Raw genomic sequence first — 19005 nt, 5'->3', positions numbered from 1 at the left:
TCTAGTTGATGATGATTGACTTAGAGAATTCTCCTTCAGCAGTAAGTGCTTTTATGATATAAATTCCAGGCGCAGGTAGACTTGTAGTAAATACGGCTATCTTTTGTAGTTCGGCACTTCTTAATTGAGATACTAAGGTTCCCGAAGTATTGAATAGCAATACCATTACCTCAGAAGGAGCATCTAAACTGACATTAATAGTAAAGTTTGCTCCTGCTTTTGATGGCACTGGAGCCACTATAAGCTTGTCATTGATTACTGGTGCTGGGGGAAGAGGAACTTCTTTACACACAGGAGCAGTTAATTCTATTTTCTGCACTACTTTACTTGTTACCCCATCTCCTTCTGTAATATTTAAATAAGATGCTGTTCCCCAAACCAACTTTGCAGGACTGGTTACAAAACCTGTATGTACTAAATTATAGATTCCATTGCTTGCTCCATCTAACGCCACAAATCCATAATACGATAATCCTGTATCTGCTGCAGCGAGGTTTTGAGTACCAACTAAAACTGCCTCGACCCAACATTTTAAAATGCCTTTCTCAATTTCTAATTTGATTCGGTTTCCTTTAGCTAAAGTTGCTAAAGCTGTTGGTGATCCAGTACCTTTATTCCAGAAATACAACTGGTTTTGTTTTATCTGAACTCCATAGTTGAGAGAGGCAGTCTTTAAAGTTGTTTTTTGATTTATAAAACCAATAAATTTATCTGATGTATAATCTGTAATTGCCCATTCTAAACTTCCATTTCCTCCTGCTGGAAGTGCTGTGGTTGTTGCTACCGCCACTTGACCGGTGCCTCCAGTTTTTTCAAAATTGGTACCTATCATTTCTAATGTCAAATCGTAACTACCCGCTGCCAAACCATTCAGCATTTTTTCTGATTCATAAAAGGTCCCAGTTTGTAAAACCGTTGCCACTCCCGTTTTATTCAGTGTGTATTTGTATCCTGGTAATCCTTCTTTTACTTCTATGCCAATTTTTCCATTTTCCTGTAAGATATCATCCGCGCAAGTAGGTGCTGTTCCTTCTACTAATGCAATTAATTTTACTGTAGCATTTTTATATCCAAAAGAAAAAACATCTTTGCCATTTCCGTCAGCATCCCAAATTACATTATTGAAGATTATTTTTTTTCGGCTAAAGTCTATATCGCTTACCGGATAATATTCTACGTCATCAACTCCAAAGTTACCTGACCCAGAGCGATCAATTATCAGAAAACTTTTGTCGGTATAATTTGCAAATTCTGCGGCTCTTGAAGCATCATAAGAAAGCTCAATCCTAGAACCTGTCGCCGCAAAACCTCCATGTAAAAGTGTTAATGAAGTATCGGTATTTTTTTTATCTAATGTAACTACTCCATAAAATGGCTTATCAATTTCAGATGCTAGTATTGCCAGTTTTTTTGTCGTTATAGATTTGTCTCCGTTTGTATTATAGATATTGATAAAAACTTCATTTTGTTTTTTTTCAATTGTTACTTTGTAGTTCACACCGACCCCTCCTACATAAACAGGTTGCTTTGTGTTTTCTAGTATATAAGCATATCCACTGGCGTCAATTTTAATCCCATAATCTTGTGAGCCCGCCATACCATTTTGTGCGCCAAATTTTACCTGCATTATGGTTCCAATCTGCGGAACTTTAAATTCCAAGTACCCATTTTTACTCTGCAAAGGAGTTGCCGTTACACTTGTTCCTGTGCTCGAAGCAGCAGTATTAGTAAAAGTACATTTGCCATAATTCACATCTACTGCAAGACCAGCGCTATTAAAGAGCAATGTTTTTTCTTCTGCAGTTGGCGGCAAAGTATTAGTACATAGTTTCCATGTTCTTGTCATTCTTTTAATTCCAGCAATACCTCCAGCATTTTGAGCCGTTAGGGCACCATTGTCATCACCCCATAAAATGGCAGTTTTATCTTCTAAGTCATTTCCAGGAAATTGTCCCATTACCAGCAATCGGTAACGAGAAGATTGATCCCTATAAGTCTGCTCTACAAACGAATCGTATGAATCAGAGAAATTGGGACCTTCTTCATAACTTGTAGTTGAAACAGGCTGATTAAGAGCGCTGCTGTCATCTCTCATTATGCCTGTAATACGGTTATTATAATCTTTATTAGCGCTCCAATCCCAAATTAATTTATCATCACTTGATATATACGAATCACTTAAACTTACACCATATTTTATAGCCAGATAAGTTTCTGCTTTTCTGCGTTCAAGCGGATTTAGAACCCTGCTGTATACTAATAATTCTGGAATGTATCCGTAAAAGATATTTCCAAAATTTTTCATATTATAGGTAGATAAACCATTGGCTGTATTAAGGTAACCATATCCAAGAGTCAGGCTTGATTTTTGATCTTCTCCCCATACAGAAATGTTGGGCTGCTGATATTGATAATACGAGACAATTTTTAAAGACCGTTCCCTGAATTTCGCATCAGTACCTTCACTATTATCTTGTTTTCTGTATAAATCTTCGCCTACAGTACTTCCATAATCTAAAATTTCACCATCCCTCTCTGTACTATTTACAACTTTGTCATTCGTAATTAATACATTCTCATTTGATCGTCCCGTAATTCCGAATAAAATATTTTCACTATTAAAATAGGTTGAATAATAGCCAAACAATCCTATTATTGTTCCCTGTTGCAAGTTGGTTTGATTTAAAAAGAATTGATAACTATCTCCATCAAAATATAATCCTGCATTAAAATTATAGTAACGACCACTAGACGAATATTCATTGGTAGTTTTCCAAGCGTTAAGTTTGGATCCATCTCCACTAAAGTCCTGCCAGCTAAAGTACCCGTTTGTGAGACGATTCGTTTTAAACCATGCTTGTGATCCTGCAACGCCCCCCGGTGACTGACCATAATTAAAATAGTTAACTAATAAAACAAAACTCAAAATGATAACCTCCCTTATTTTTTTCATACCTTCTTTTAGTTGTCCAATCAGGAATTTTTTACCTGTATTGCATAATAAATATCTTACAAAAATATATTATTTTTCTCAAAAACAATATATTAATTAACTTTTTTCTTGTTAAATATTTTTATTTTGCAATTTTTACCTCACTTATATGTAAGAATAACACGTAGAGATCTTTTTTGCATGAATTTCTAAAGGAAGAATCGATTGTTAATTTTAATTTGCTTTAAATTTTCTTTGTAATTATTGTTGATAAAACATTCTTTTTTGCAATCCAACCTATAAAAACAAATGAGAATATTCTTTAAAAAATGAAAATTTACATTTTTTTTCTAAATTATTTTTCAATAAAAAAGAAGCAATAATTTGTAGTCTCTCATCTTCTATACTCAAAACAACAAATTATGAATCAAAGCAATACAGTATCATTAACATCTTTTATACAAAAATAAAAATCACTTAAAGCAGTTCTTTTCTCAAAACAGCTTAAAAAATTTTTCATAAAATCCTTTGCACAATCCAAAAATAGTTGCATTTTTGCACCCGCAATAGCAAAGCAGGTCCGTTCGTCTATCGGTTAGGACGCCAGGTTTTCATCCTGGTAAGGGGGGTTCGATTCCCCCACGGACTACTTACTAAAGACAAAAGCTTCAGAGAAATCTGGAGCTTTTTTTGTTTATATTTACTTCGTGAAATGTTTGAGAAAAAAGCAATCAAAAAATTCAACCCAAATCTTACAATGAAACAAAATCTAATAGCCCTTTTATTTGTATTCGCCTTTGCCAATATGTCTGGACAAGCGCCCGCCAGCAAAACCAATTACACCAACAGCAAATTACCTCCAGAAGAAGCCGTTACTAATAAATCTATAAAACCGCTTAAAAAAGAGTCTCTGGACGATACTTCAATTTTAATTTACGATTACGACGGTTCTCTTTTTTCATGGGATCTGGAAGTAGAAAGCATTGTTTGGACTTTAAAAGTTGCTGATGCTCCTGCTGAAATGTGTGCCAACAAAATAATGATCCATGATGGAATTGTATATATTCCGTTTGTTAATGGTGAAATTTATGCTGTAGATAACGGAACAGGCAATATTTTTTGGAAATCAAGATTAGGAAACATTACAGATCAAATTGTTTTAAAAGATCAAACTCCGATTATAGCTAACGGAAAATTATTTATTACAGCTCAAAACCAAAACCAAAGCAGTAATTTATATGCTTTAGATTTAAAAGATGGGAGTCTGGCTTGGAACTACAAACTGGACACACCAACCAACGATATTGAACCATTATTTTTCGACAATAAGATTTTTACTCAAAGCGGAAACAATGTCTACTGTTTTGAAGCCAATACTGGAAAATTGCTTAATCAAAAAACTTTTGACGAAACCATGAACGGAAAACCGACTACTGATGGTGAAAGTGTTTTTGTAGCAGGCGATAAAAACTGGCTTTACGCTTTAAAACCAAACAGCCTAGATGTTTTGTGGCAGTTTAAAATTGAAGAAAACCAAGGCAACGTTAAAGAACGTATCGTATGTCACGACAAAAAAATATATTTTGCGGCGCAAGGCCCTGAAGTTTCATCAATATATGCTGTAGATTCTAAAACGGGAACGCAGCTTTGGAAAACAGATTTTAAAGGTGACAACGTAGAGTACATTGTTAAAGAAGTGGAGAATCTTTGGGGGTATACTAAAAAGAAGAAACTTTTTGAATTGGATTTATCAAACGGTGAAATCGCTTTTGAAGAAAAACTAACTACACTTCCGATTTCTAATATCGAATTTCCTGCAGATGAAAACTTGCTTTATTATTATTGTGATGCAGGCTTGATTCAGTTTGATTTAAAAGAAAAAGACGAAAACGTATATTATATGCGAACCTCGCTTAAAGACGATCCTTATAGCGCTTATATAAAGATAATCAGATAAAAAAAGAAGCTTTTTCAAATTGAAGAAGCTTCTTTTTTTTTGAAGCAAGCAAATTAGATAACTTTAAAAATACAGAAATACAGCTATTTCTATAAATATCTTATTGCCAAAAACTCAAACAAAAAATCATAAAAAACTGTATATTAGATATTTAAAATCCAAAATATTAAGTTTTCATGTATACGATACCGCAATACACAGATTTTTTTATTCGCTATTTAGAAAGCCAAAACATAGAAAAAAATCCTAAAAATCTATACAATTCCATTTCATACATGATGTTGCTAGGAGGAAAACGTCTGCGCCCTGTTCTTACCTTAATTGCAGCAGAAATTTTTGGCTCCAATTTTAATCTGGCACTTCCTGCTGCTCTAGCTATAGAAACATTTCATAATTCGTCTTTAATTCATGATGACATTATAGATGACGATCCTATCAGAAGAGGAAAACCAACTGTGCATAAAAAGTGGAACACCAATACAGCCATTCTTTCTGGAGATGCAATGATTATCTTAACCTACAAGCACTTAGAAAAATACGCCCCTAACCTAGCTTTGCAATTGATTAAAGCAATTAACAAAATGGCCTTAGACATCTGCGAAGGACAGCAATTGGATGTTGATTTTGAAAGCAGACAAAACGTTTCTGTCTCGGAATACCTAAAAATGATAGAATATAAAACTGGTTCGCTTATAGCCACCTCTTTAAAAGTGGGCGCCATTATTGCGCAGGCTTCTCAGGAAAACTGTGATCTAATTTATGATTTCGGACTTAATTTGGGATTAGCATTTCAGCTTCAAGACGATTATCTTGATATTTATGGAGACACTCCTACTTTTGGCAGACGATTGTACGGCGATATTATTTCGAACAAAAAAACTTATTTATACCTGAAAACACTTGAGCTTTTAAACGAAACCGACAAAGAAAAATTGCTAAAACTGTTTGGCGTTCGCCTTGACGATAATACAGAAAAAATAAAAACGGTTAAAAAATTGTATTTAGCTTCGGGTATTGTAGATATAACTCAAAAAGAAATTCAAAAATACACTTTCAAAGCTTTCGAATCTTTAGACAAGATCAACATACCAGAAAGCAAAAAAAAGCTACTGAAAGACCTCGGAAAAGAATTAATGAATAGAAGAATTTAGCTTAGAGAATAAAAAAAGACCACTTTCAAATGGTCTTTTTTGCTATTTATTTTGAGAAAAATTATGCTCTAAACAAAGCATATTTATTATGGTTGTACAAAACTTTATCATAAGGAACATAAAGCGAAACTATTTTCTCTGTCGATTCATCAAATTTGATTCCGTTATGTTTTCTAAACAAATAAATTTCTTTCAGACAATTAGAAAGACTCTGGTGGATTTCACTTGTAAAAGTTGGCAGTTTTTTATCTCCTACCAAAAGATCAATCTGATAGTTAGAACTGCTTTTTGATAAGTTATTACCAATAATTCTAATTGTAAAAGTTGTCGATTTTCCGTGTTGCTCTCCCTGATATTGCAGTGTCATGATTTCTTCTTATTATTGATTAGTAATACCGCTTATTAATCGGTTTTTGGTTCTCTGGTTACTTCTATTAAAGTTATAAAAATTTTAGACAAACATAAAAAATCCTTTCTAAATTATATGTTATTTTTTTCAAGAAAGCTTTAAGCCTAAAAAAACGAAAACCGTAAGAAATTACGGTTTTAACAATTAACTAAATGTAAAATTCATTCATAAGCAGCGATCATTTTTGGGTAAACTATTGTAATTTATTTTCTTGGTTTATTTCTAATAAAAATGGATTTCCGTTCTCATCCATCATTGTCATATTCAAAGCGTCTAAAAGTGCTATATCTTTTGAAACTTCTCCTGTAAATTTATTGTACGAAAGATTCAATTCTGCCAAATTAGCCAACTTTTCAATTTCCTGCGGAATTGCACCTGTAAAATCGTTATCAAACAAACTGAGATTTTGAAGCGCGTTCCAATTAATAATTTCATTTGTCAAATTTCCAGACAGTTTGTTATGATTCAAAAGCAGCACTTTCAACCCAGCGATTTTATAAATCGAAACAGGCAGTTTTCCTTGAATTTCATTATTAAAAACAGCTAAAATTTCCAACTGATTCAATTTTCCAATTTCTGACGGAATTTCTCCTGAAATCTGATTTCTAAAAAGCTCTAAATCTTTCAATTTTCCTAATTGACAAATCGAAGCTGGAATTGCACCAGATAACTTATTATCGGCAATATTAAGCACTTCCAATTCTTTCAAATTAAAAATTGACGAAGACAAGCTCCCTTCAATTTTATTGTTTTCCAAATTTAGCGATTCTAAATTTACAAGATCATAAAAAGCTTCTGGCAATTCTCCCTGCAGATTATTATCTGGCAGATTCAGCGCAACGACTTTTCCATTTTCGGCTTTAACACCGTACCAAGTAGAAACAGACAGACTTAAGTCCCACTTGTTTTTCCATTGCAAGCCATTTGTTGCGTGGTACAATTTTATAAGCGCTTCTTTTTCTTTATCCGAGACAGTATCTGCCAAAACACTTAGCGAAAACAGCCACGCAAAAAGAAAAGCGAGTAGATTTTTCATATTAGATTTGGGGAATTTAATATGCGACTAAATTATATAATTCATAGTTATAATACACTATACATCGGCAAACTGTTGATAAAAATTTAATTTGTAAGATTTAACCTCTAATTTAATTGTTTCCCAAAATCTATATTTTTTGATTACATTTGACTAACTAATTCTAAAAACCTCATATTATGCAAATTAACTTCATCGCATTATTTCTTGCAGCAATTGTTTCATTAGTAACTGGATTTATCTGGTACAACCCAAAAGTATTCGGAACGATCTGGATGAGAGAAAATAATCTTACTCCAGAAGAGTTAAAAAAAGGAAATATGCTCAAAATCTTCGGATTAACGTACATTTTTTCTTTAATGATTACAATGACTTTAATGTCGCTAACTATTCACCAATCTGGTGCAGTCGGAATGGTTGGTGGACCGCCGATGCTAGATAGCGCAAAACCTTCTTTTGCTGCATTTATGACAGATTATGGAATGGCTTACAGAACTTTTAAACATGGAGCGCTTCACGGTTTTATGTCGGGATTATTTTTTGCATTTCCTCTAATCGGAATTAATGGATTGTTCGAAAGAAAATCTTGGAAATATATCTTCATCCATAGCGGATACTGGATTCTTACCCTGACTCTTATGGGCGGAATCATTTGTGGATTTGCTTAAATAAAACATACAAAAACCCGTTTGAAGAATTGATCTCAAACGGGTTTTTCTTAATAATAACTTAAACCCCATTAGTTATTGTAAATATTATCTAATTTTGAAGAAATTAGTCGACTCTTTTGAATACAACCTATTCTTTCCAGATTTACAAAAGCGCATCTTTATTGCCTTTAGAATGGAATTCGCTCGCATCAAATAATATTTTTTTGACACGAGAATATCTCGAAGTGCTGGAAAATTCTTCTCCAGTAAATATGACTTGCCATTTTATTGGTCTTTTTGAAGAAAAAAAGCTAATCGGAATTGTTCTAACGCAATTCTTATTTGCAGAGAAACTAGAATCTTTTGGAGAACGCGATAAATGCTTAAAAACTTCTGTCCGCAATTTTGCTTTAAAAAATTTTGCTTCGCACGTTTTATTCGTAGGAAACAATATGCTTACGGGTCAGAATGCTTTTGTCTTTGATAAAAATATCAAAGAATCAAAAGCTATTAAAACACTTCATAAAGCTATTAATCAGCTCAAAAAAGAGTTGAAAGAAAACGGAAAAAAAGTTCATATTACGAGCATAAAAGATTTTACGGCAAAGGAGATTGAACCGCTTCAGGCTGAATTCAAAAACAATTATACGTTTTCGACACAGCCAAATATGATTTTCGAAATCCATGAAAACTGGAAAACAGAACAAGATTACATCGACGCTTTATCCAAAAAATACCGCGATCAATACAAACGCGCACGCAAAAAATCGGAAGGAATTACAAAACAGCAATTGTCGCTTTCTGCGATTAAACAATATGAAGATGTTATTTACGATTTGTATTTTCATGTTGCCAAAAATGCACCTTTCAACACCTTTTTTCTGGCAAGGAATCATTTTAGTTTTTTTAAGGAAATAATGGGTGAAAACTTTCTGCTTTATGGTTATTTCCTAGACGAAAAACTCATCGGTTTCAACACTTTAATCAAAAACGGAAACGTAATGGATACGTACTTTTTAGGTTATGACGAAAGTGTCCAACGCGAAAAAATGCTGTATTTAAACATGCTTTACGATATGATTGCGTATTCTATCAAGAAAGGTTTTCGAGAAATTGTTTTTGCCAGAACGGCTCTCGAAATCAAAAGCTCGGTAGGTGCAAAACCAGTTAAAATGTATGGCTTAATCACGCATAGCAATGCATTGATAAACCATAACATTTCAAGATTTTTTAATTATCTGGAACCAAAAACAGAATGGCAGGAACGTAATCCTTTCAAGTAAAAAAAGATGTCGCTCCGCTGGAGCTTTTGAAACTCTTAGGCTGGAATAATTGCTATAAATATTAAGCTCCTCCGGAGCTCTTTGACCAATGCTTTTAAAAATCAATTCAACAAAAATCGTATAAAATAGCTCCGGAGGAGCTTAATATTTATAGAAATTGTTGAGTAAAAATTCTTTAAAGCCCCAGCGGGGCGACACATACACAAACCATTCTTCAGAAAAAAATCTAAGGCACTGCCAATTTCATCTGTTTATGAAGAATATGAATTTCTAACGAAGTCTGCGCGCCACAATATTCTCCATCGATCTGGAAATTAACGGGATAATCGGTTTTGATTTGCGCTTTATCTGTCGAAATAATTACAATATCATCAGAATCGATTGGCATATTTCCTGTAATTATTTTTCCAATTAAGAGCAGATCTAGGCTTTTTAGAATTACCAATTCAAACTTTCCGTCGTTCATAGTACCATTCGGATTGATGATTACACCCGTTCCGTACTTTTGCGAGTTGGCTATTACGATCATTCTTGCAACATGCTCTACCACTTTATTGTTTGCCGTAATGGTAGCCACAAATGGTTCTTCCGATTCTTTGAGCGTTGTAAAAGCTTGCAATGCATAACCCCAAAAGCCGCGAACATCACTTTGTTCGTAATTTTTAACCAGATTGGCATTCAAACCAAGGTCACTTAAGTGAATGCTTTTTTTTCCGTTGATGCAAATCATATCCATTTCGATATAATGGTGCAAAAACGCTATTTTAAGGTTCTCCTCTATTCCTACTGGAAGATTCAAGTCTACCGAAAGTCCGTTGGCAGAACCAGCGGGCAGAATTCCGATAATAATATCGTGTTCTTCCATAGCTTCGGCCACCATTTTAATGGTTCCGTCACCGCCGGCCACTACAATTCTTTCGGGAATATACTGATCGTATAATTTTTGAATTTCTTTCACATCATTCTTTCCGGTTGTTTCATACACTTCCAGATCAAAATGATTTGTGGCTGCAAATTCCTGAACAGCTTCTATTAAATCTGATTTGTCGAGATCGCCAGAGATAGGATTTACGACAAAGATGACGTTCTTTTTCAAAATTTTATTTTTAAAACCAATTATATTAAGTAAATTACAGTTACATAAATATACGTAATTAATGAAACCAATTTTACAATTATATCGAGGTTATGCAAATGAGCAAGAATTAATTGTAATGGGGCACGTTTTTAAAAGAGAGCATAATTATGATTTTGAAAAAAGGAAATTAAAAAATGCTACTTCAATTCTTAAATTGTTCCGAATAAAGACCATTCAAAATTTTGACGTTTACCTTCATTACAATGAGCAAATAATTCACACGAAAACTCTAGACGACGGTTATTTTAAATTTTGCATTCCGTTGGACAAAGAAACTCAATTTGGCTGGATGCCTTACCAAGTAAGTCTTCAATATAATGATAAAACGGTGGTGTGTAAAGGCAGTTTTATTAGACCTCATAAAGGAAAATTAGGAATTATTTCAGATATTGACGACACTTTTCTGATTTCGCACACTAATAATTTCTTCCGGAAACTTTATATCTTACTTTTTAAAAACGTAAATGACCGTAAGGTTTTTAAGGATGTTGTACCTCATTACCAAGCATTAAGTTCGGCTGGCAGAACGAGCACCGAAGAAGTAAATGCTTTTTTCTACATTTCTAGCAGTGAGTGGAATTTGTATCGTTTTATTGCAAAGTTCACACGAATACACAAACTCCCAAAAGCGGTTTTCCTCCTTAAAGATATTAAAAGAGGAATTACCGATTTTTTTATGAGCGGAAGAGGAAGTCATGATCATAAATTTGAAAAAATAAAACATGTGGTAGAGTTTTACCCCACTTTAAAATATGTTTTAATGGGCGATGATTCGCAGCACGATCCGATACTGTATGAGAGAATCTGCAAAATATTTCCAGTAACAGTCGTTGCGGTTTACATAAGACAGACTGGCAAAACCCAGAAAACAGAAGTAAAAAAAATCTTGAAGAATTTAGAAAGCTTAAATGTTGCTGTTTGCTATTTTAAAGAAAGCAGCAAAGCGATTGAGCATTCTAGATCGATTGGGATTATTGAATAGTTTGTTTCATGTTTCATGTTCGTGTTGAACCTGAAACTTGAAACATGAAACTTTTTTTAGCCCAGATTGAAGTGGAAAGCCCGGAACTATAAACCCTCATTTTTCTTGCCTGAAAACAGCGACCGAAGGAAGCTCGTTTTATGGCTTAGAAAAATGAGGGTTTATAGTGAGGACTTGTAACGGAAAGCTGGATCAGCTCCTGAAAATATTATCCGTTAAAATTATCAATCTCTTCTTGAACTACCTCCCAGTCAATAAGCAATTGATCTAAATCGGCTTTCTTTTTGTTGTAAGCGGTAAAGAAAGAAGCGTCTTCAACATGTTTGTCGTAATTTGTTTCTAACATTTTATCGTCATGCTGAATGTCTTTTTCTAACTGCTGAATCTGGCTTTCGATTTTGCTTAATCTGTTCTGAAGCGCTTTTGTTTTCTTCTGGTCTTCGTAAGAAACTTTGCTCGCTTCTTTTACTGGAGCAGCTGTTTTTACAACATCTTTTTTCTCGACTTCGCGCATGTTTTCAAGATTACGCTGTTCTAAGAAAAAGTTGATATCTCCCAGATATTCTTTAATTTTCTGGTCTTTAAATTCGTAAACGATGTTTGACATTCCCTGAAGGAAATCCCTGTCGTGAGAAACTAATAATAGAGTTCCACCAAATTTTTGAAGTGCTGCTTTCAGAACATTTTTAGATTTGATATCTAAGTGGTTCGTAGGCTCATCCATTAACAATACATTGATTGGCTGTAACAGCAATTTACAAAGCGCCAAACGGTTACGCTCGCCTCCAGAAAGTACTTTTACTTTTTTCTCCACATCGTCTCCGCGAAATAAAAATGAACCTAACATATCACGCACTTTCATACGATTGGTGTCAGTCGCCGCGTCTTCCATTGTTTGAAGCAAAGTGATTTCACCATCTAAATATTCGGCTTGATTTTGAGCAAAATATCCTAATTGTACATTGTGCCCTAACTTGATGTTTCCATCGTATTCGAATTCATTTACCAAAGCTTTAATGAAAGTCGATTTTCCTTGTCCGTTTTGACCAACAAAGGCAATTTTACTTCCTCTTTCTACTAATAAACTGATGTCCTTTAGAATCGTTTTGTCGCCGTAAGCTTTTGTTACATGTTCAGCTTCGATTACTACTTTTCCTGGTTCTTTAGAAACGGGAAACGAAATATTCATTACAGAATTGTCGTCTTCATCAACTTCAATTCTTTCTACTTTATCTAATTTTTTAATCAGCGATTGCGCCATTGAAGCTTTTGACGCTTTTGCACGGAATTTCTCGATTAATTTTTCTGTTTCTTCAATTTTCTTCTGCTGATTCTTTTGAGTCGCCAATTGCTTTTCGCGAATTTCGTGACGCAGCTCTAAATATTGAGAATATGGTTTATTGAAATCGTAGGCTTTTCCTAAAGAGATTTCGATTGTTCTGTTGGTCACATTATCCAAAAACATTTTATCGTGCGATACAATGACTACAACTCCAGGATAATTGCGAAGGAAATTCTCTAACCAAATGATACTTTCGATATCTAAGTGGTTGGTTGGCTCATCCAGAAGCAATACATCATTAGATTGCAATAGTAATTTAGCCAATTCGATACGCATTCTCCAACCTCCAGAAAATGTTTCGGTTTGGTTATTGAAAACTTCTCTTTTAAAACCAAGTCCTAAAAGGATTTTTTCTGTATCTCCAACATAATTATATCCTCCAAGAAGTTCAAAACGATGTGTATAATCAGAAAGATCTTCAATGATTTGTCCGTATTCTTCGCTTTCATAATCGGTTCTGGTAACCAATTGATGGTTGATTTCTTCCAGCTTTTTTTCTACAACTTTAATTTCGGTAAAAGCCTCGTATGCTTCTTCTAAAACGGTTCTTCCTTGCTCAAAATCGATATCCTGACGCAAGAATCCCATTCTGATATCTTTCTCTTGAGAAATAACTCCTGAATCTGGTTTGAAATCTCCTGCCAACATTTTTAGCATTGTAGATTTACCCGCTCCGTTTTTACCGACAAGACCTACGCGGTCGCCAGCGCCTAGACGAAAAGTAACTTCTTCAAATAAATAGGTTCCTCCAAAAGAAACGGAAAGATTGTGTATATTAAGCATAATTTTGTGACTGTTGTTACAAGAAATAAAGGCGCAAAAATGTACCTTTGATAAAATTTTTGCAAATGTTAAAAAAAGGATCCAAACTAAATAGCATTTTAACAGGAAGTTGTCCAAAATGCCAAAAAGAAAGCATGTATGAAGACAAAAATCCGCTTCATTTGAGTAAAGTTCTCAAAATGAATGAGCATTGTAGCCACTGCGGATTCAAATACCAGATTGAACCTTCGTTTTTTTATGGTGCTATGTATGTTAGCTACGGATTGAATGTTGCGGTCGGAATTGCTGCTTTTATTGTTTCGTTTGTCTTTTTTGAAGCAACTATCGAGCAGTCTTTTATTGCAATTATCTTGACACTGGTTGTTTTGTTTCCTTTTGTATTACGACTTTCTAGAAACCTTTACATTAATATGTTTGTTTCCTACGATCCTAATGCCGGTCGGAAATAGATCTAAGATATCTTTTGTGGAAACGCTTAATATCGGCTTCTTTGTCAATTGGAGTCCCGTTTTCGATATGCTCAAATAACATTTTAGCCAAAGCCGGCCCGAGCATAACACCACGCGTTCCTAATCCGTTCAGGAGGTGGATAGACTTATAGGCTTCATGAGTTCCTATAATAGGTCTTCTGTCGGCAACCGTTGGACGAACGCCTGCAAAATGTTTCACTATCTCAAAATCGCACGTAATAATTTCTTTAATACGATCTAAAAGTTCTTTTTTACCTTCTTCGGTTGGCAGATCTGTCTTGTCATGCCAATTGTAAGTCGCGCCAACTTTAAACAAGTTACCACCTATTGGCAAAATAAAAACACTTGTATTGACAATAACATCCAGTTTTAAATCAGGAGCTTTTATTAAAAACAACTCTCCTTTTGTTCCATCTAAAGGAAGATAGTTAAAGTAAGGATTTTTATGCAGTCCAAAACCTTCTGCAAATATAATGTGGCGGGCTTTGATATTTTTATACTGAATTCCAGAATCAAGAAACTCTAAAAAAGAGCTGTGAAAAGATTCTTCCAACAGTAAATTGTTTTCTTTTAAGTATTCTCTATAGCTTTCTAATAATTGTCCGGTTTTAACGTAGCCTGTATGCAAAACTTCTCCATAATCGTGAGGCGAATCAATGCTCTGGTATTTTTTAGTTATCAGTTTTGTCGAAAGAAAAGGAGCCAAGTTAATTTTATCCGATGCTGCAAACCAATTGTTCTGTTCTTCAATAGAAAAGAATTTTCTAAGAATTGGCATTTTATAATTGAATTTTTCATTTAGCTTTTCTTCTACCTGATCATAGAATTCATTCATTAAAACCAAATGATCTTTTGCATTCCAAACTTCGCTGAAACGCTTTAAAATCACCGGATTATACAAACCGCCCGCAATTCTAGAAGAATTCTGCGACTTGTCATCAATAACTAAAATAGATTTATTGTTTTTTAGGGCGATTTCTGCGAAGGAAATTCCAGCAAGCCCAGATCCGACGATTAAATAATCAAGCATTGGTAAAATAGATAAAATAAAAAAACTCTTACTGCAAAGGTAGCAAGAGTTTTTTGATTATTAAGTTATTAATGGACTTAGTAATTCCACATATCTTGTTCAAAGTTGCGAATTTTTTCTTTTACTCTTTCAGCTTCTAACAACTGATTTTGTGCATTGTCTTTCATGTAGTCTTTAATCTCACGATCGCCATATACATTTTCTTCTTTGTAAATAACCGAATTAAATCGTCGCGAATTTAAGATTTGATCAAACGAAATTGGAAGTGCTGAATTGTTGTCATTGAAAGCTTTGGCTTCATGAAGTACATCGCGAGCATTTGGGAAGAAAACCCAAAACAGCTCGATATAATCCTTTTCGTCACTGTTCATTGTGTAAACATCAGGAGTGACAGGACAAATTCCGAGCAGACGATATTTTAAATCGCTTTGTCTCTTATCAAAATACCAAAACCCTTTAATTTTGTATTGACTTACATCTGCAGCAGTAAGATCTTGTTTCAAAATATATTCAGCAGGAACTGTTCTAGTTGGGCCAACAGTTTGGTCAACATAAGTCACTTTTTTGTTTTTTCCAGTACCGGTTATTACTTTCTTTTTCACAACACGTGTTCTATAATCATCCGGATATTGATTAATGAGCTCTCGTCCAGCATCAGTAGTATCCACACGAGATAATGCTCCCTCGACATCTTTCATTGATTTTTTAGTAGTAAAGTAACTGTCTGTATAAACTTCTGTTATCTTTCCACTTTTAATTCCTTTGGTCAAAACATCATAAAGCGAACGCCTATCACGGCCAATATTAGCAGTATCTACAGGAAAATACAACGGGAAATTGATTTTTTCATTTAAATCAATAATTTCCCAAACGGTTTTACCCATCAAAATATCTCTGTCATCTACATAGCCGTAAGCTAATGGCTTATCATTATCGGCAATCATTTGAGCGGCCGTCTTAACACCAATTTCATCAACAGTTTTAGCATTAAGCAAATTAGACTGTGCTAAAGACAAAAAGCTCGTAGTTACAGTCAAAATAACAATTAAAAAATTTCTTAGTTTCATCATAATCATTTTTACAAGACATTAAACGAAGTTTTATTTTAAATATTGTTATTTTTCTTACATAAATAAAAAATTATACATTTTAGCATTCCCTTTTCTTTTAAAAAGGAGTATCTGAATTATCTATATAAAAAAAACTCTTACTACAAATGTAGTAAGAGTTTTTCATTATTGTACTATGTATCAACTTAGTAGTTCCACATATCTTGTTCGAAATTGCGAATTTTCTCTTTTACTCTTTCAGATTCTAACAACTGATTTTGTGCGTTGTCTTTCATGTAATCGCTAATTGCTCTGTCTCCGTAAAGGTTTTCCTCTTTGTAAACAACAGCATTAAAACGTCTTGAATTTAAAATCTGATCAAATGAGATTGGAAGTGCTGAGTTGTTGTCATTGAAAGCTTTTGCTTCATGCAGTGCTTCTCTGGCATTTGGGAAAAATACCCAAAACAATTCAATATAATCCTTTTCGTCACTATTCATTGTATAAACGTCTGGAGTTACTGGACAAATTCCTAGTAAACGATATTTCAATTCACTTTGACGTTTGTCAAAATACCAGTATCCTTTAATTTTATACTGAGTAACATCTGCTGCAGTAAGGTCTTGTTTTAAGATATATTCAGCAGGAACCGTTCTTGTTGGCCCAACCGTTTCTTCAACATAAGAAACAGACTTATTTTTACCTTTACCAGAAACTACTTTTTTCTTCACTACACGTGATTTGTAGTCATCTGGGTATTGGTTAATTAACTCTCTACCAGCATCAGTTGTATCAATACGAGATAATGATCCTTCGATGTCTTTCATAGATTTTTTAGTATTGAAATAACTATCAGTATAAACTTCAGTTACTTTTCCACCTTTAATAGCTTTAGTTAAAACGTCATAAAGAGAACGTCTATTAGGACCAATATTAGCTGTATCTACTGGAAAGTATAATGGAAAGTTGATTTTTTCATTCAAATCAATGATTTCCCAAGTTGTTTTCCCCATCAAGATATCTCTATCATCTACATAACCATAAGCCAACGGCTTATCGTTATCAGATATTAATTGAGCAGGAGTTTTAAGTCCAATCTGATCTGGTGTTTTTGCATTAAGCAAATTAGATTGCGCATAAGAAGCAAAACCTCCAGCGATAGAAACAATTGCTATTAAAAAATTTCTTACTTTCATCGTGGTATCGTTATAAGATATTGAATGTAGTTTACACTACTTTATTATTGTATTTCGTAAATTACAGGAGCAGTTCTTGGTAATAAATAGCTACCAGCTCCAACAAGTTTAGTTTTAATTTCAGAAATAGTAACTTGGTCTCCTTTACCTGCTCTTGAAAGTACTTGTTTACATTGTGCATTCATTTTGTTTCCTGAAACAACAACAGTAGGTTGTCCAGCAATTTTCATATTGAATCCAACAACATCTAAACCAACTTCAAAATCAAAATCAAGAAGTTTAGCTCCAATAGTAGCAATTTCTAGGTTAGATTTAGGACCTTTAACAACTCCCATTTCACCTCTAATTGTTCCTGTTGGACCAGGAATACCTTTAATTCTGAATGTTTTCTTATCTGTTACTTTATCACCGTTTGGCAATGTACCAGTTACAGAAATTGTAGTTTCAGTACCTTGACCTGGGCTCATGTTATATTTTCCTGGTTTTCCAGCAGAAGCTAAACCTGGAGCGCTTGCAACAATTTTGTTAGCATCTACACCAGCAAAAGATACAGAGATTGGGTTAACAACTCCTCTATATACTACGTTCATTTTATCTGCAGAAATTGTAGCAGAGTTTGGTCTTGGAACTACAACATATTTTCCAGAGAATTTCAAAGGAATGTTTTTTCCATCCTCTAAGAATGTAAATTGTCCGTTGATGTCTTGTTCTCCAACTCCACCAGCAGTTAAAGAGATAACAGCTTGTCCGTTAACAATTTGTCCAGGACCTTGGAATGAAGTAGGTTTTGTATTTTCGTCATAACGACCTAAAACTACTTTACCCGTTACTTTTTCACCTTGGAAGTAAGCATTTTTATCTAAAACAACAATTGCTTGGTAGTTGCTGTAAGAAGCAGCAGCAACTGCAGCTTTACCTAAAGCACTGTTATAAACGTCTGCTTCAACTTTTTTAACGTCATTTTGCCAAGCTGAAAGCTTTGCAGCTGAAGCAATTGCAGGAAATCCTTTAAAGTGGTAAGCTAAGTATTTTTCTTTGATACCTTCTTTGTTTTTCACATCAGAAACATCAAATTTTTTCTCAACCTCAGAAATGATTCCAGCGTATTTTTTATCTGTACCTAAAGCTGCTTTGATATCAGCTTTGTATTTTTCGATTTTAGAAATAATTTCGTTACCTTTTTTAGTGTAACCGTCTCCTGTAAACCAGTCGTCGATATTATCTCCTCTATCCATAGACTCGTAAGGCATTTTTCCAGTTGCTTTATCAACTTCAAAACCTTTTACAGCCTGAGCTTTTAGAGTAGCTATATAATCATAAAAATCTTTTGTAATTGCTTCAACTTTGTGAGCAGTTTCAGCAGCAATAGCAAATTCTCCTTTTGCCTCAGCTGCTTTTTGATCTAAAGCTGTTAATAAACCTGTATTTGTTTCTGTAGAAGTCGTATTTGCACTTTCGAATTTTTCGTTCATCAAACCAAAAGCAGAAATAACTTCTTTCGATACGTTCATTGCTAACATTGCGATGAAAACCAGATACATCAGGTTGATCATCTTCTGTCTAGGGGTTAATTTTCCTCCTGCCATTTTTTTCTAAT

The 19005-nt window shown here is 34.1% G+C and carries 15 protein-coding genes and 1 tRNA gene; 7 read left to right on the top strand and 9 right to left on the bottom strand.

Going from position 1 to position 19005, the window contains the following annotated elements; genetic code table 11:
• Position 1: 1 nt before the first annotated feature.
• Positions 2-2953 carry a T9SS type A sorting domain-containing protein gene (locus tag ACWA1F_RS11980; protein WP_456893930.1) on the bottom strand — a complete coding sequence of 984 codons (2952 nt, stop codon included), beginning with the start codon at positions 2951-2953 and terminating at the stop codon, positions 2-4.
• Positions 2954-3509: 556 nt separating this feature from the next.
• Here ACWA1F_RS11980 and ACWA1F_RS11975 point away from each other — a divergent pair.
• The 3 genes from ACWA1F_RS11975 to ACWA1F_RS11965 all read left to right on the top strand — a co-directional run bounded on the left by ACWA1F_RS11975 (position 3510) and on the right by ACWA1F_RS11965 (position 6040).
• Positions 3510-3581, top strand: a tRNA-Glu gene (locus tag ACWA1F_RS11975).
• 108 nt (positions 3582-3689) lie between these two features.
• The gene (locus ACWA1F_RS11970) at positions 3690-4889 is read left to right on the top strand and encodes an outer membrane protein assembly factor BamB family protein (protein WP_456893929.1); all 1200 of its coding nucleotides are present in this window, start codon (positions 3690-3692) and stop codon (positions 4887-4889) included.
• Positions 4890-5065: 176 nt separating this feature from the next.
• Positions 5066-6040 (top strand): polyprenyl synthetase family protein, encoded by a 975-nt coding sequence (locus ACWA1F_RS11965; RefSeq protein WP_456893928.1) that lies wholly within the window; start codon positions 5066-5068, stop codon positions 6038-6040.
• Positions 6041-6101: 61 nt separating this feature from the next.
• Here ACWA1F_RS11965 and ACWA1F_RS11960 read toward each other — a convergent pair whose 3' ends face one another.
• Positions 6102-6407: a hypothetical protein gene (locus ACWA1F_RS11960; RefSeq protein ID WP_306158418.1), complete on the bottom strand. Its 306-nt coding sequence runs from the start codon at positions 6405-6407 to the stop codon at positions 6102-6104.
• 235 nt (positions 6408-6642) lie between these two features.
• Positions 6643-7485, bottom strand: coding sequence for a leucine-rich repeat domain-containing protein (locus ACWA1F_RS11955; RefSeq protein WP_456893927.1), 843 nt, complete (start codon positions 7483-7485; stop codon positions 6643-6645).
• Positions 7486-7664: 179 nt separating this feature from the next.
• Between ACWA1F_RS11955 and ACWA1F_RS11950 the strand changes: the two genes are divergently transcribed.
• Both ACWA1F_RS11950 and ACWA1F_RS11945 read left to right on the top strand, forming a co-directional pair.
• The gene (locus tag ACWA1F_RS11950; protein ID WP_456893926.1) at positions 7665-8153 is read left to right on the top strand and encodes a DUF1761 domain-containing protein; all 489 of its coding nucleotides are present in this window, start codon (positions 7665-7667) and stop codon (positions 8151-8153) included.
• Positions 8154-8272: 119 nt separating this feature from the next.
• A complete protein-coding gene (locus ACWA1F_RS11945; RefSeq protein ID WP_456893925.1) occupies positions 8273-9418 on the top strand; it encodes a GNAT family N-acetyltransferase in 1146 nt (381 codons plus the stop codon).
• A gap of 226 nt (positions 9419-9644) precedes the next feature.
• On the opposite strand, the gene ACWA1F_RS11940 is transcribed toward ACWA1F_RS11945, so the two are convergent.
• Entirely contained in the window at positions 9645-10514 is an 870-nt protein-coding gene (locus tag ACWA1F_RS11940) for a diacylglycerol/lipid kinase family protein (protein ID WP_306158411.1), read from the bottom strand.
• A gap of 61 nt (positions 10515-10575) precedes the next feature.
• Between ACWA1F_RS11940 and ACWA1F_RS11935 the strand changes: the two genes are divergently transcribed.
• Positions 10576-11538 carry an App1 family protein gene (locus tag ACWA1F_RS11935; RefSeq protein WP_456893924.1) on the top strand — a complete coding sequence of 321 codons (963 nt, stop codon included), beginning with the start codon at positions 10576-10578 and terminating at the stop codon, positions 11536-11538.
• Between the two features lie 208 nt (positions 11539-11746).
• Here the strand turns inward: ACWA1F_RS11935 and ACWA1F_RS11930 are convergent, their stop codons facing one another.
• Positions 11747-13663, bottom strand: a complete 1917-nt coding sequence (locus ACWA1F_RS11930) for an ABC-F family ATP-binding cassette domain-containing protein (RefSeq protein WP_456893923.1) — start codon at positions 13661-13663, stop codon at positions 11747-11749.
• 65 nt (positions 13664-13728) lie between these two features.
• Here ACWA1F_RS11930 and ACWA1F_RS11925 point away from each other — a divergent pair, with 65 nt between their 5' ends.
• Positions 13729-14112, top strand: a complete 384-nt coding sequence (locus ACWA1F_RS11925) for a DUF983 domain-containing protein (protein ID WP_456893922.1) — start codon at positions 13729-13731, stop codon at positions 14110-14112.
• Here ACWA1F_RS11925 and ACWA1F_RS11920 read toward each other — a convergent pair.
• The 4 genes from ACWA1F_RS11920 to porM all read right to left on the bottom strand — a co-directional run bounded on the left by ACWA1F_RS11920 (position 14093) and on the right by porM (position 18994).
• Complete coding sequence (locus ACWA1F_RS11920; protein WP_456893921.1) at positions 14093-15163, bottom strand: NAD(P)/FAD-dependent oxidoreductase; 1071 nt, start codon at positions 15161-15163, stop codon at positions 14093-14095. The genes ACWA1F_RS11925 and ACWA1F_RS11920 overlap by 20 nt on opposite strands.
• Positions 15164-15240: 77 nt before the next feature.
• Positions 15241-16230, bottom strand: a complete 990-nt coding sequence (porN, locus tag ACWA1F_RS11915; RefSeq protein WP_456894078.1) for a type IX secretion system ring subunit PorN/GldN — start codon at positions 16228-16230, stop codon at positions 15241-15243.
• Between the two features lie 188 nt (positions 16231-16418).
• Positions 16419-17408, bottom strand: a complete 990-nt coding sequence (gene porN / locus ACWA1F_RS11910; RefSeq protein WP_306158403.1) for a type IX secretion system ring subunit PorN/GldN — start codon at positions 17406-17408, stop codon at positions 16419-16421.
• A gap of 44 nt (positions 17409-17452) precedes the next feature.
• Positions 17453-18994 carry a type IX secretion system motor protein PorM/GldM gene (porM, locus tag ACWA1F_RS11905; RefSeq protein WP_306158401.1) on the bottom strand — a complete coding sequence of 514 codons (1542 nt, stop codon included), beginning with the start codon at positions 18992-18994 and terminating at the stop codon, positions 17453-17455.
• Positions 18995-19005 lie beyond the last annotated feature (11 nt).

This window comes from Flavobacterium erigeronis (assembly GCF_054075165.1).
Note: the sequence above shows the minus strand (reverse complement) of the source record. Positions and strands in the feature narration are given on the sequence as shown.

Excerpts from the sequence above, each read along its gene's own strand:
- ACWA1F_RS11925 (WP_456893922.1), top strand. The coding sequence starts at position 13,729 with ATGTTAAAAAAAGGATCCAAACTAAATAGCATTTTAACAGGAAGTTGT.
- ACWA1F_RS11935 (WP_456893924.1), top strand. The coding sequence starts at position 10,576 with ATGAAACCAATTTTACAATTATATCGAGGTTATGCAAATGAGCAAGAA.
- ACWA1F_RS11955 (WP_456893927.1), bottom strand. The coding sequence starts at position 7,485 with ATGAAAAATCTACTCGCTTTTCTTTTTGCGTGGCTGTTTTCGCTAAGT.
- porM (WP_306158401.1), bottom strand. The coding sequence starts at position 18,994 with ATGGCAGGAGGAAAATTAACCCCTAGACAGAAGATGATCAACCTGATG.
- ACWA1F_RS11965 (WP_456893928.1), top strand. The coding sequence starts at position 5,066 with ATGTATACGATACCGCAATACACAGATTTTTTTATTCGCTATTTAGAA.
- ACWA1F_RS11980 (WP_456893930.1), bottom strand. The coding sequence starts at position 2,953 with ATGAAAAAAATAAGGGAGGTTATCATTTTGAGTTTTGTTTTATTAGTT.
- ACWA1F_RS11930 (WP_456893923.1), bottom strand. The coding sequence starts at position 13,663 with ATGCTTAATATACACAATCTTTCCGTTTCTTTTGGAGGAACCTATTTA.
- ACWA1F_RS11950 (WP_456893926.1), top strand. The coding sequence starts at position 7,665 with ATGCAAATTAACTTCATCGCATTATTTCTTGCAGCAATTGTTTCATTA.
- ACWA1F_RS11920 (WP_456893921.1), bottom strand. The coding sequence starts at position 15,163 with ATGCTTGATTATTTAATCGTCGGATCTGGGCTTGCTGGAATTTCCTTC.
- porN (WP_456894078.1), bottom strand. The coding sequence starts at position 16,230 with ATGAAACTAAGAAATTTTTTAATTGTTATTTTGACTGTAACTACGAGC.
- ACWA1F_RS11970 (WP_456893929.1), top strand. The coding sequence starts at position 3,690 with ATGAAACAAAATCTAATAGCCCTTTTATTTGTATTCGCCTTTGCCAAT.
- ACWA1F_RS11960 (WP_306158418.1), bottom strand. The coding sequence starts at position 6,407 with ATGACACTGCAATATCAGGGAGAGCAACACGGAAAATCGACAACTTTT.
- porN (WP_306158403.1), bottom strand. The coding sequence starts at position 17,408 with ATGAAAGTAAGAAATTTTTTAATAGCAATTGTTTCTATCGCTGGAGGT.